Origin of the sequence: Paenibacillus sp. GXUN7292, from assembly GCF_050864975.1 — a bacterium.
GTDB lineage: Bacteria > Bacillota > Bacilli > Paenibacillales > Paenibacillaceae > Pristimantibacillus.
This window is the reverse complement of record NZ_JBOZWO010000023.1, coordinates 69,320-82,465: the sequence shown is the minus strand read 5'-3', so window position 1 is coordinate 82,465 and position 13,146 is coordinate 69,320. Positions and strand designations below refer to the sequence as shown.

8 protein-coding genes are annotated in these 13,146 nt (G+C 44.4%); 1 reads left to right on the top strand and 7 read right to left on the bottom strand.

All coding sequences use genetic code 11. The features are described 5' to 3' along the window. Positions 1-20: 20 nt before the first annotated feature. Both ACRRU2_RS18315 and ACRRU2_RS18310 read right to left on the bottom strand, forming a co-directional pair. Positions 21-1,397: an MFS transporter gene (locus ACRRU2_RS18315; RefSeq protein ID WP_331702579.1), complete on the bottom strand. Its 1,377-nt coding sequence runs from the start codon at positions 1,395-1,397 to the stop codon at positions 21-23. Between the two features lie 460 nt (positions 1,398-1,857). Continuing rightward, entirely contained in the window at positions 1,858-2,610 is a 753-nt protein-coding gene (locus ACRRU2_RS18310) for an AraC family transcriptional regulator (RefSeq protein ID WP_331702580.1), read from the bottom strand. Between the two features lie 318 nt (positions 2,611-2,928). Here ACRRU2_RS18310 and ACRRU2_RS18305 point away from each other — a divergent pair, with 318 nt between their 5' ends. Continuing rightward, positions 2,929-3,597 carry a hypothetical protein gene (locus ACRRU2_RS18305; protein ID WP_432503858.1) on the top strand — a complete coding sequence of 223 codons (669 nt, stop codon included), beginning with the start codon at positions 2,929-2,931 and terminating at the stop codon, positions 3,595-3,597. A 332-nt stretch (positions 3,598-3,929) separates the two neighbouring features. Here the strand turns inward: ACRRU2_RS18305 and queG are convergent, their stop codons facing one another. The 5 genes from queG to ACRRU2_RS18280 all read right to left on the bottom strand — a co-directional run bounded on the left by queG (position 3,930) and on the right by ACRRU2_RS18280 (position 13,069). Continuing rightward, positions 3,930-5,099 carry a tRNA epoxyqueuosine(34) reductase QueG gene (gene queG, locus ACRRU2_RS18300; protein ID WP_432503890.1) on the bottom strand — a complete coding sequence of 390 codons (1,170 nt, stop codon included), beginning with the start codon at positions 5,097-5,099 and terminating at the stop codon, positions 3,930-3,932. A gap of 9 nt (positions 5,100-5,108) precedes the next feature. After that, positions 5,109-5,543, bottom strand: coding sequence for a ribonuclease HI (gene rnhA / locus ACRRU2_RS18295; RefSeq protein WP_331702582.1), 435 nt, complete (start codon positions 5,541-5,543; stop codon positions 5,109-5,111). A 92-nt stretch (positions 5,544-5,635) separates the two neighbouring features. Further along, the gene (gene lepB / locus ACRRU2_RS18290; RefSeq protein ID WP_432503855.1) at positions 5,636-6,169 is read right to left on the bottom strand and encodes a signal peptidase I; all 534 of its coding nucleotides are present in this window, start codon (positions 6,167-6,169) and stop codon (positions 5,636-5,638) included. Between the two features lie 233 nt (positions 6,170-6,402). Continuing rightward, positions 6,403-6,825 (bottom strand): GNAT family N-acetyltransferase, encoded by a 423-nt coding sequence (locus tag ACRRU2_RS18285; protein WP_331702586.1) that lies wholly within the window; start codon positions 6,823-6,825, stop codon positions 6,403-6,405. A 640-nt stretch (positions 6,826-7,465) separates the two neighbouring features. Beyond that, positions 7,466-13,069: a phosphodiester glycosidase family protein gene (locus tag ACRRU2_RS18280; RefSeq protein ID WP_432503853.1), complete on the bottom strand. Its 5,604-nt coding sequence runs from the start codon at positions 13,067-13,069 to the stop codon at positions 7,466-7,468. Positions 13,070-13,146 lie beyond the last annotated feature (77 nt).

Genomic DNA, 13,146 nt, shown 5'->3' with positions numbered 1-13,146 from the left:
TTCCTACCGCTGTTGGCTGCTCACAATGGATCGGCAGCTTCTCTTCTCTCTTTTAAAGCGGCATACATTTCTGTTGTTTTTTTCGCATTCAGATTATAAATCAATCTTATTCCTATCAATATGATAGCGAATGCTAGAATTGGCATGCCTGTATACATTTTTAAAACACCATTTGCCACATCAGCTGATTGCGATTTCGCACCGGACTCAAAGCCAACCCAGCCCAGAGCGTAACTTCCAATGGCAGCACCTAGTCCCATCCCGACCTTGCGTGCAAACGAGTAGAACGAGAAAAGCGTTCCTTCATAATGCTTGCCTGTCTGCAGCTCTGCATAATCGATACAATCTGTTACAAGCGCCCATACGACCATAACGAACACGGAATTGCCAATCATAGCCAAATTATATAAAACCATGAACACGTATACGTTCTCAAAAGTGACCAGCGTCATCAACAATGAAGCAGCCAGGCTGAAGATCGAAGTCGCAATAACCAAATTTCTTTTATTAAACTTAGCAACCAATTTCGGGACGATCACGAATAACACGAGTGTAATGCCAATATTGATAAAGGAGTTAATAGCAAATGCGCCCGGCATATGATAACGCTCTGCGAACACGATTGGAGCTAATTGACTGACTCCATTAATCACTAGAAGTGAACCGATGGACGCGACCATCATACCGATCAACGGTCTGTTTTTCATTCCGATTTTGAATGCATCCTTGAAGCTATAATCCGACTTCGCCCCTCCTGGTTTATCCTCACGAATACGTTCCGTCGATAGCTTCACAAGTCCTGTATAGGCTAATACGGACAACACACTGAACACAATTGCGATTTGGAAAAAAGCCTCTGGGATAACAGCTCCCGACTTATCATAGATAAAAATAGGGACAAGCGACAGAAACCCAAGACCGACTACCATCCCTCCAATTGCGCGGGCGCGAGACAGCTTTGTACGTTCAACCGGATCATTCGTAATGACTGATGCCAGTGAACCATATGGGATCGAATCTGCTGTGTAGGCGACACAGAAAAATAAATACACAAACACTACCCATACATGAACCGCTGTAGAATTCCAGCTCGACACATCCGTAAACGCTAACAGACACGAAGCTGCTAAAATCCATTTGGAAATACTAATATACGGCAGAAACTTATCGCCAGACTTGCCCAATCTCCAGCGGTCAGGAATTGTCCCCATTACAACATTACATAAAGCATCAAAAACTTTGCCCGCCAAAAACATCGTCCCCATGAAGTAAGGGCTTACATTTAATACATACGTACAGAAGATCAAGAAAAATCCGCCAATGTATAGATTGACAAAACTCCCGCCTATATCTCCAAGCGCATATCCAACCTGGTCTCTTGCCCCAAATTTCCTCATGATGCATCCTCTCCCAGCAATAAAGTACTTTCGTCCATCGTGTTGCTTAAACGTTTACATTTATTAAAAACTCTGTTGCATAGTAAGTAGTATACCTTGATCGACGAAATTACTTTTGCATTACAATTGCATCATTTTATATTAAAATTGCATCTTCACGATCCCAAAATAAACATTTTCCATTCATTGGACGAAGTATGTCACCTATCGGTGACCTTACTTGCCATCATCGTTTGTAAAGAACTTACGATGCGTCGCTATTTACAGTGCGGTCATCTATGACCGTTAGAACAAAAATAACAGTCTTTTTGTTGCATATGGGGACATTTATGACCGTTAGAAGAACATTCCGTTGAATTCTCTAACTTTTTTCCCGATAACGGATATTTATGTCCGCTAGAAAGTGAATGTTGGTGAAAAATGAGCGCTAAACAAAGAGACATCATTGCTCATGCCCCTGTCATTTCTTGCTTTGTTTCTTATATTCAATTGGTGTTATCCCTTCAGCTTCTTTGAAAAATGTAGAGAAATACTGCGAGTTGCCGAAACCGACAATAATAGCAATCTCCGTCATCGAGAGATGGGAAAAGGCAATGAGCTGCTTAGCTTCCTTAATTCGTCTCAGGTTGCGGTAATGACTGATCGTAATCCCCTTCTCCTTCTTGAACGCACGCATCAAGTGGGAGGGATGAACATGCAGCTTCCTTGCAAGCTCCTCCATAGAAATATTTTCCGAAAAGTTCATCTCGATATAATCTTCTGCCTTCTCAACAACTGAATTGCTATTGTTTTTAGATTTCCGTATCGAACGGTCGGAATATTCAGCCAGCATCTTCTTATGAATTTCATCCAGCTCCGGCGTCGTTTTAGCAAACTCTATCATAATTGCATATTTTTCCGATATAAAATGACATTGCCAAGGGCTTAAACCTCCTCTTTCAGCTGCGTAGCTATAAAGAGTGTTATGTGATAATAAAATATTTTTGAAGGAGCGAATTTTATCGTTAGGGACACGATTCAAAATATTTAATTGCTGATCGCTGAATTTCTTAGACGCTTCAGCCTCATATTGTCGAATGGTAGATGGATCACCAAGTTGAATGCCTTCAAGCAATGCTTCCCTTAGCTTGTGAACGGCTTCAATATATTCAGGCGTAGGTCCGTTGCGATTCGTATGCATATTCGGAGACTTTACTTGTTGTTCTTCGTCCATGCCCGACTCCTTCCTGATCCTGACGCCATCAATTTTACATGCGTGACTTATTGTTTGCTCGTTTGTTTAATTTACTCAATCTTGCAGCTCATAGTCAAGAAAAATCGAAGGACGAGTCGCAGAGATAACCATCATTCTGTTGTAACGCTATTTATGCTCACAGAAGCTTCGCAAACTTGGATTCTAGTTATAAATTTGCATTGGTGTAGATAAAAGATCCTATTCCTAATATAATTGTAGTAATGACGAAGAACGTACCAATTCATCCTTAGCGGATAAATTGGTGCGTTTTTTTATTTTCAAGGGAAGGTGATAAAAATGAATTTTGAACAATGTCATGCTGCATTCATCCAGGATCATGCGCAAAAAAGAACAGGAGAACGGAAAGGCAGATTAGAAAGAGGGCATCGAGAGGCAGAAAAACTGTTTTGCCTAAATGTGTGGTGGGCGCTTCATTCTAACTTTGTCAATTTACATCCGGAATATGAAGTGTTGGATTGGAAAGGACATTCCTTCTTCTGCGACTTTGCTTGGATTACTTCAGCTGTAAAGCTAATTATCGAAATCAAAGGCTTTGGGCCGCATGTGCGGGATATGGACAGGCAGAAATATTGCAACGAATTAAACCGCGAAACTTTTTTGACGGGAATGGGATTCCAAGTTATTTCATTTGCATTTGATGACGTTGCCTATCGCCCGGAGCTTTGTACAGCTCTACTTCGATTGGTGCTAAGCCGCTATCAGTCTGCTGCTTCTCCGGTCAGCTTGAACAATGTAATGGAGAGGGAAATTATTAGACTTGCCTTCACGCTTGGACGCCCTTTGCGCCCTGTAGATATTGAGAATCACTTGGGCATTAATCACCGGACCGCTGTTCGCACCCTTCAAACGCTTTGTGCCAGTGGAATATTCGAAGCTGAAGCACGGAAATCGGGCAAATACGTCGTCCGATATCATATTAGACAGGATGCTATTCAATATTTGTAAAAATTCTGCGATTATACATCATTTTATTCGAGATAATCGATCTTAATGGTTTCTTCCTGCAAATATACAGGATATTAGTATATATTCCGGAAATGATCCAATTACCTCCATAAAATCCTGTATTTTAGCAGAATTTTGCGATTTTCCGTTAATTCCAGAGAAAAATGCTGCACTTTCGCATCATCCCCCCTGAACGCAGTTAAACGTAACATACTTTTTGAATGACGCCTCTTACATCCTAAGCCCCAATCAGGCTGGAGTCGTCCTTTCGCTCAATAAAACAGTAAAGCTAATCATGCTAAAAAAAGTCGTTGAAATTTGCTTAAAGCAAATCAACGACTTTTTGTATTTTCCTGCTCTTCGTCAGATGTTTCCCAGTTACGCAGCGCTGCTTGTACCGCCTCCAGAGCTTCCGGGTCTTCCTCTCTGCCAAGCGCCCTTTGCAACGCCCGCTCAGCTTCCTCTCCGCCAATTCTGCCTAGCGACCAAGCAGCAGTACCGCGCAAAACAGGACGGCTGTCTTGCTCCAGCACCCGAATTAAATCTGGAACCGCGCTTGCCTCCTTGAAGTTTCCCAGCCCAATAACAGCATTGCGCTGAATCGGCTTTTTTCCTCTCCAAGCTGATGAGGTGCTGCCGTATTTCTCCTTGAATTCACGGTTACCTATCGTTAGCAGCGGCACGAGCAGAGGCTTGGCAAGCTCTACATCCGGCTGCAGCTCCGGCTGATGCGTCCAGTTTTTATGGCGGTTAATCGGACATACGATTTGGCAAGTATCACAGCCATATAAGCGATTGCCGATTTTTCGCATCAGCTCATCCGAGACCATTCCTTTCGTCTGTGTAACAAACGAAACACAGCGCTTGGAATCAAGCTGACCAGGACCGACCAAAGCACCAGTAGGGCAAGCATCTATGCATTTGGTGCATGTGCCGCAGCCTTCAGTAATCGGCACATCAGGCGGCAGCGGCAAATTGGTTATCATTTCGCCCAAGTAAATCCATGAACCAAGCTCTGGCGATATGATGGCGCAATTTTTTGCGCTCCAGCCGATTCCTGCCCGCTCCGCAACTGCGCGGTCAGACAATGCCCCCGTATCCACCATACTCTCAACTCGCACATCTGGCACCCGTTCGCGAAGCCACTGCTCCAGCTTCGCCAAGCGATCACGAAGCACCGTATGGTAATCATCGCCCCAAGCGGATCTCGCCATAATGCCTCTTCGCGCTCCCGGCTCCGACTTCGGCGGATCGGGAAGCTTTGAAGGATAAGCAATAGCGATAGCAATAATTGACTGAGGCTTGTCAAATAAAAGCGATGGATCCGTACGCTTGTCCAAATCGGGCTCCTCAAAACCTGATTCTCTGCCCAACTCTCGGTGACGCAGCAGTCTTTCCTTCAGCACGGTGAATGGAGCTGCGGAAGCTACGCCTATTTGATCTATGCCAAGCGACTTGGCGGCCGCCTTCATTTCTTCCTTAAGTTCAGCCCATTGCATCATAATCAACCTTTACAATCTTTTTATAGCTGCGCGGGCAAGCTCATCGCAGCGGTTATTCCATTCATTATCGCTATGCCCTTTTACTTTTACATAATCAACCTGATGCTTCTGCATCAGCTGCCATAGTTGCTTCCACAGCTCCTGATTTTCTACCGGATCCTTTTTACTGTTGCGCCAGCCATTTTTGATCCAGCCATGAATCCAGCCTTTTTGAAAACAATTGACGACGTAAGCGGAATCACTGTATATCGTAGCTTTGCATGGCTCTTTGAGTAAAGACAGCCCTTCTATAACCGCTTGAATTTCCATCCGATTATTAGTAGTATGCTTGTCTCCGCCGGAAATTTCTTTTTTATGCTCACCATAAAATAGAACCGCTCCCCAGCCGCCAGGCCCAGGATTGCCTGAGCACGCGCCATCAGTATAAATCATAACCTCTTTCATATCAACCGCCTCCAAATATAAGCCTCGATCGTTTTTCTCCCTTTAATGAGGAGCACTAATATCGTTCGTATTGTATTTTTTACGCCCTTCAGCTATAAGCTGTTTAACTCCGAAAGCGGCCAAATAATGAAATCTGCCTTGCCCAGTATGAGCTTCCTGTCGACCGCGGCAAAATCACGACTGTCCAAGCTGGCTTGCGCACGGCGGTTATCGCCCATTACAAAGTATTGATCTGCCTGCACCTCGTAAGGCCCAAAAGACTCCCCTTCAATTTCTGTATCGATGTAGCTTTCGTTCACTTGCTGCCCATTCCGGTACAAGAGACGATCATATACTTCAATTTTATCACCTGGAGCGCCGACTATACGCTTTACAAGCAGCTTTTCTTTTCCGTCGTTACCATGCGGATTTTCCAGAATAACAACATCGCCCACTTTCGGGCTGCCAAATAAATACTTCCACTTGTTTATAACAAGAACCTCTTTTTCCTTTAATGTAGGTTCCATGGAATGGCCCTTCACAATAGATAGCTGGAACACGAACGTATGCAAAATAATAACTATAACAAGTGCAAGCGAAATGGTTTTCATCCAGCTGATAAACTCCGAGCGTTTGGAACGCTGCATATCTGTATGCCCTCCTCCAGTCCTCAAAATGGCTTTACGCAAGGCGGGCAATCGGCTCTTGTAAAGCTCCCTCAATATAATAAGAAAAGCATATCCCGCAGCCAATTGCAACGGCAGCGCTGATATGCTTTCATAGATTTCCCAATTTTCATGATTCTAAAGTTATATATGACTTCATCTTGATAATAAACAACATGTGTGTAATGTTAAGTAATGGCGGAAATTAAAACTTATTAGCCTGCAACAATGCTCAGCTTATGAAAGGAACGAAAAAAATCATTATCTGCATAGCCTAACGACTCGTACAAAGGCAATACAGGTTCATTATGTTCATCTGCAGTAATCATAATTTGCGAAACTTTTCGAGTCTCAAATCTTTCCTTCAGCGCTAACACTAACGCTTTGCCGACACCTTTGCGCCGATAAACAGGAGAAACAGCTATCCGGTAATAATATCCTTTATTATTATCGATCGTACCGATAATAACGCCTGCCGCCTCAGACCCCACAGTAGCTACAAGGACAAGATCGCTGTCCCAAGAAAGTTGGCGAGCAAAAGCTTCCATCGTCTGCTCATAGCATTCCTCAGACAGTACTTCTTCAAGCAATGCGTTGACCAATTGATAATCCGACAATTGAAAAGAACGAACGTTCATTACTTTTACACCTTCTATACCTGTCATTTATGCTGCAAGTATCTATTATACGACAAATATTTTATAAAATCCTCTCTTTCCTGCAAATTTCTCAAAAAAAATTCGACAAAGCCGCAGCTTGCTCTGACATGTACAGTGTAAACCTGCCGTCCATTGCTTTACCTGCGAATCATGGATAAACGGCTCAAACTTATAACTCATCAAATTTCGTGAAGCGAAAATCGGCATACTTGCCCTAACGGTTGCCAAAGTTGCTATTTCGATTATTTTAGCTCATTTAAGCATTTAACGGTTGTCACGAGCGCTATTGTATGATTTCTCAAGCAAAGTCAGTGCTTTTTGGATAATTAAGTGCAATTGCAACCGTTAGAAAATTTAAGCTGTCATTTTTGTATGAATAACGTTAGTGGCAACCCTTAGATGTTCATCATTGCCCGATATACTCTGCGGCGAAATAAGTCAACTCGAATGGGCGTTAACCGTAATGGTTTGCCGATATCACCAGTTACATCAAGGCTTATCTGCCGAATTTAAGCTGTCTTATAATAAAAAAGCACGGCAAACGTTATGTCTGCCGTGCTCGCCGTGTTATGTTTGCCGCGCTTCCTTAACCAAAGACGCGGAGCGTTTCTTCTTGCATTTATTTTACAAAATGCTGCAGCAATCGGAACATTGTAACGGCTGTTTCCGCTCTTGTAGCTTGCTTAAGCGGGTTCAGCCTCTCACCGTTTCCTTGCACAAGTCCTGCTTTCACAAGCGCATTGATGCTTGCTTCAGCATATTCAGCTACTTGCCCATGATCCGTAAACTCTGCCAGTTCGTCTTTATCGCCATCTGCCTTTAGCTTGCTAAGTGCAGTCAAAGCGCGAGCTGTCATCGTAAACATATCTTGACGGGTAATGCTGGCTGAAGGATCGAATGTATTATTGCCCTTGCCTTGAACAATGCCCAATGCTTTGGCGATTTGTGCAGCTTCATAATAGAAGTCTCCCTTATGAACATCACCGAACGAAGCGCCTTGCTCTGCCCGTAAGTCTAGTGCGCGTACAAGCATTGTAATAAACTCTGCTCTGGTCACATCACGGGACGGATTGAATACATTTTCCTTTACACCTTTTACTACATCACGTACAGCCAATGCTTCAACAGCAGTGCTCGCCCAGCCGTAGCCGTTCATATCACCAAAGGATTTGCTCGTATATACGACAGCAAACTGGCCGGAACGCGTTGTTTCGAACACAACTGTCTTTGTTGCCGGATCATATTGCCCATTTGGAATGCTGGCTACTGATCCATCCTCGCCAATAAACCTTACGGCTATTTGATGCGGATGCTGCATTTCCTGAGCTGACGGTTTGTACGGCAGTGAGATGCGAACAAGCTTCTCATTTCTCGTTTGCTCAAACCGCTTTCCATTGACGCTTACCGTAAAGTCAATAACAGGACGATTGTCAGCCAGCTTTTGCATTCCTTCAGGCAGTTTGCTCTTATCTGCTTCTTTCAAAGTCAGTGCTACTGTATCCTTGCCTGTTATCATACCAGCGGGAATGTAACCTGCCGGCAATACAACCGTTGCATCAGGAGCAGCTACTTGCAATTGCGCCGGATTTTCATTCTCTGCCCATACACTGCCGGGTAATTCTAGCGTATAACCGTTTGCTCCGGATACTTTATCCAATTGCACTTGTATCTGCTTAACACCGTTGCCATCAGGCTTTGCCTGCTTCTGCAATTCCGCCCACTGCTCGGCAGTAAGTGAAGCTGTTGCCTCTGCTGCACCCGGCTTAAGCACTGGCGTTAGTGTAATTCGGCCGTCCTCCGGCTGCGGTGTTCCTCCATTTCCTTCCCCAGGACCTGGATATGGGTTCGGATTTTCGCTGCCATCATCTTTTGTTTTAATAAGCGTGAATTCATCAACAAGACGGTCATCTATCGTTCTGACTTCAAATTTAACTTCATTATCAACAATATTTGCAGCTACATACATCTGCACCTTTTCGCCGTCAGCTTTATAGATCCAATCGCGTTCGACGACCTGATAATATTTCCGTCCGGTAGAGCCGCCGACAATGTAAACCGTTCCTTTTCCGTCCTCTGCCTTCTCCATGTCCTTCATAGGCCAGCTGCGCACATAAACGTGATCATGTCCGTTCATGACAACATCAACCTCGAATTCATCAAATACAGGTGTCCACACTTTGCGAATATGCTCGGAGTCATACATACTGCCGTACGGTCCGCGGTGAAAAGCGACAAACTTCCACATTTTATCGGTATTTTTCAGATCATTGCGCAGCCATTCCTTTTGCTGCTCCAAATCATACTCGCTGTTAAGCACAACAAAGTGGGCATTATTGTAATCGAAGGAGAAGTTGCTGCCCTTTAGACTTTCAATACCGTTCTGCGGATGATTGAAATGGGCCAAATAATCCTCGCTTTGTCTTCCACCCGTAACCTCGTGGTTGCCGACAACAGGGACGATGGTCGTTTGCGCCAATTCATCCTTGGCAGCATTAAACCACATATTCCATTCGTTTTCCTTATATCCGTCTTCTACCAAATCTCCGCCATGAATGACGAATTCAGTATCAGGATGATCACTGAGAGCCTTTTTGAAAATGCTTCCCCATAGATCAAAGTCTGCCTGATTTGTTGCTTGCGAATCGCCCATAAACAAAAACTTCGTTCCTTTGCTAGTTCCTGCAGCGGTACGGAATGTTCCTTGATCGCTGTAATTTCCATCCCCATCTCCGACACGGTAAACATACACCGTTCCAGGCTCAAGTCCTGTCGCCTCTGCTTTATGAACGCGAATCGTACCCGTATCATACGTATTGAACAAGTTGCTTCTTCCTTGTACTCGAATAATATTATTAGCGTCGAAGCCGGTAAAATCAGTCTGCTTCACAAGCTCGACAACTGTACCTTCCGTTGCAGGATTCGTATGCCAGTTGAAAGCTTTAGTCGTACGAGTGTCTTCCCACATCGTAACGCTGACGTTCTGCGGGATAGGCGTTCCCGCTTGCTCAGAAACCTTGAAGGTTACAAGCGGGCTAAATTTCTGTTCCTTCATAGCCTGCAGCTTGTATGTTTCTATAGTTGATGTCAGCTTATCAGTTGCGACCGTACCCGTATTATCCGTTATACCAGCCAATACTCCTGCAAGATCACGTATCTCGGCACCTTCAACTGGATTTCCTTGCTCATCCTTCACCATAAAGATAGTTGTGCTGCCATGCATCGTACCGAATTCATCCCAAGTCAATATCAGATGATGCTTAATTGGAGCTGTTACAGGAATTCCATAAAAGCTGAACATCGACGAGCCGTGTCCAGCAAGCTGGAATGCGCCTGAACGAAATTCGATCTTCATATCTCCTTCGGCTGCTTGTTTTACTTTGTAGCGAAGCTGAGCTAATACAGCCTCGTCAGGAAAAGCCGCGCCTGCCAGATTGCTGTATTCAATGCGGACAATTCCCGTTTTTTCATCATAAGTCCAATTTAATTGCTCAGCTGTAAGGTTGCTATTAGGTACAACTTCGATATCTTCAGCTTTTGCTGCATCTAATTGCAATTCAATATGCCCGTTTGTTATTTTGGAAGATTTGACCGCATTAATATTCAGCTCAAAGCTATTGCCGGCATATACTTCAGAAGGATGATCATAGTTGATTTGCGAAGAGCCTGTTTCAACTGTAAAGAACCATTCCTGTTCTGCACGGTTGCCGTTCAAATCTCTAATTTTAAGTTTCACTTTATGAGTGCCGTCTGCAAGCGGAACTTGCGGTGTGTAGTGAATTAGCCCCTCCGGCGGGTACAAGGTTTCCTCAACAAGCATGTCATCCACATACAATCTAATTTTATCCGGATCAATCAGCGTAGTTCCTGGATGAGTTTCCTTATCGTAATTAGCGGCCTCGCCAATTGCGCTGATTCTCACTTTATTATCGTTTACGACCGCCGAATCTGCCGGGGAAATATTTTTAATGACAGGGGGTGTAAAATCCTCATCTGTTGGACCATATACAGCGCGAATATCGTCTACATACAGCACGCCTGCATTTTTATTCGTTGCTTTTGTTTCCATATAACGAACCGGCATATCTAATGATAAAGGCGCAGGACGTCCTGGCGGCACATCTGCTTCGAGATAACGCCACCCAACGAAATCCAGACCCGCTGTTTCTTCCGTAAAGTTAATATCTACAGCACCGTTGTTGGCATCAACGAGCTTGCCTCGCAGCCAGTGCTTCTGACCGTCGCCGTATACCCACATCCCGATTTTTTCGGGGTAATCAGGAATGACAATTCTATTATTTTTATCATCTACTTCCAAATACGTGCCTGAAGTACTTGGCCAGCCTGTAAAATCATATTCCAGCTTCAATGCCGCATTTCCTGAACGCACATATTCCTCATCTGTTTCCAAGCTGGCGATACTTTTCACATAACGTGCGCCGGACTCTGTTTTATAACGATCAAAGCCGTTTTCGAAATCCTCAAGTATAACTGGCAGCTTGCCTACATTTACTTCCATAGATGTTTGCGTATCGCCATGCTTCACAATAATTGTACCGCGCAGCCCTGAGCCGTTTGCAGCTGTGAACACACCGTTCTTATCAATAGTGCCGATATCGCCTTCCACGATCCATTCGAAGCTGTCATTACCTGCCTGAATCACTTGTCCGTTATTTTTTGCAGTTACACTAAGAACAGCCTGCTGGCCGGCAGAGTAGGTTTTAATTTTGTCCGGCAAAACAAGCTCAGTAAGGTGATCAACAACTTCAACTGACGAGCTTCCTTGTATCTGATCAAGCGATGCCTGAACAGTAGTCATGCCTGCTTTATTGCCTGCTGTAAATGTCCCGTTGTCATCAATCGTTCCATATTCCTCGTCCGTACTCCATTTCGGATGGCCTGAAATAGCAGCCGGATGGCCGTTCACGTTAACACCTGCCGCTTTGAAAGTGACAGATTGCCCAGCAAGCACGCGCTCTTTGACAGGCGCGATAGCTAATTTAGAAGCTGGTTCGCTTTCAGACGCCTTATTTACTAGAAGCAATCCGTTCGACGTTTTGCGTTCATTGCCGTCAGAAGGAGAGTTCATTACTTTCACGCTATTTTCACCTGGCAGCTTTGCGATAAGCGTAGCAGAACCGCCGCCGTCTAAATTAACGGCATTAACAACACCCATATCTTGAAAAATTTTAATAAGCTCATCCAATGTTACGCCTTCGCTAAAGCCTGGCTGGCGACCATCAAGCTCAAGCATAACGATTGTTCCGTCAGCCTTAGTGCCTATGGCAGTTCGAGGGTAAACAGCCTGGTCACCGGAGTAGTCTATAGGCTGTCCGTCAACCAGCAGCATATGATAGCCGCCGATCGCAAGCGTGACATCCTTCCAGGCATCTTCAAGCTCGAAGCTAGCTGTAAGCTCGCTGCCCACCTGCAGTGCTGCCAGCTGATCCCTATATTTTCCCGAGACAGATAATACAACATGCCCCGGCTCTAGAGGAGTATTTCCCTGCTCCTTGTGAATCGCAGTAACACGGAGCGATACCGTTTGGCCTGATTTTATTTCGCCTGAAGTAATTTCTGCAACAATTTCATTGCCTCCATCATTGGTCATTGTAGAGGTGTGATAATCCTCTGTATATAATACAAGCATGTCTTCTTTATCTCGCAAACGATTGATTCTCGTAATCGGGAATGTATTTCCGTCAACAGTCAGCGTTTGTGTCAATTGAGGAGGCACACTGTAAATCGTTGTACCGTCACTTTTTAAACCAAAAGCAAAGTTAGAATCGGGATTGTTCAGCAGCTTTCCGCCTTCCATGAAAAAGCCAAGCGGAACACCGTTTGACATATCATAGTAATCGCCGTTGATGCCTGCTATTACCCGATTGCCGGGCTTGTCAGCCACTCCGGCCATGCCGGACAACGTCTGCATGCCATACACTTTTCCGTATGTTTTTGCCGCTTGCAGTTCTAAATGAGGATTATCATTCAAGTTGAACGCAACAGTATGAATTTTCTGGTATCCCCGTTCGATCTCTACATCTTTCCAAGTGTAGGTAACTCCCGGACTAAGCTCCATTATCCGCTCATCTAGCAGACGCCCGAAGCTCGGCTGTGGCAGCTCCTCTGCATATACCTTGCCCGAACCAGGAACTGCAGCAGTAGCAATCATCAGCAACGTAAGCAGATACATAATTGATTTTCTTTTAATACTGTCATATTTCATCTTTTTTCTTGTCCTCCTGTTATTCGCATATTGCCTTCAGTAAACAGTCTACTGGACATAAAAGTCGGATTGTTGAA

Coding starts and splice junctions, on each gene's coding strand:
- ACRRU2_RS18315 (WP_331702579.1), bottom strand. CDS start 1,397: ATGAGGAAATTTGGGGCAAGAGACCAGGTTGGATATGCGCTTGGAGAT.
- ACRRU2_RS18310 (WP_331702580.1), bottom strand. CDS start 2,610: ATGGACGAAGAACAACAAGTAAAGTCTCCGAATATGCATACGAATCGC.
- ACRRU2_RS18305 (WP_432503858.1), top strand. CDS start 2,929: ATGAATTTTGAACAATGTCATGCTGCATTCATCCAGGATCATGCGCAA.
- queG (WP_432503890.1), bottom strand. CDS start 5,099: ATGATGCAATGGGCTGAACTTAAGGAAGAAATGAAGGCGGCCGCCAAG.
- rnhA (WP_331702582.1), bottom strand. CDS start 5,543: ATGAAAGAGGTTATGATTTATACTGATGGCGCGTGCTCAGGCAATCCT.
- lepB (WP_432503855.1), bottom strand. CDS start 6,169: ATGCAGCGTTCCAAACGCTCGGAGTTTATCAGCTGGATGAAAACCATT.
- ACRRU2_RS18285 (WP_331702586.1), bottom strand. CDS start 6,825: ATGAACGTTCGTTCTTTTCAATTGTCGGATTATCAATTGGTCAACGCA.
- ACRRU2_RS18280 (WP_432503853.1), bottom strand. CDS start 13,069: ATGAAATATGACAGTATTAAAAGAAAATCAATTATGTATCTGCTTACG.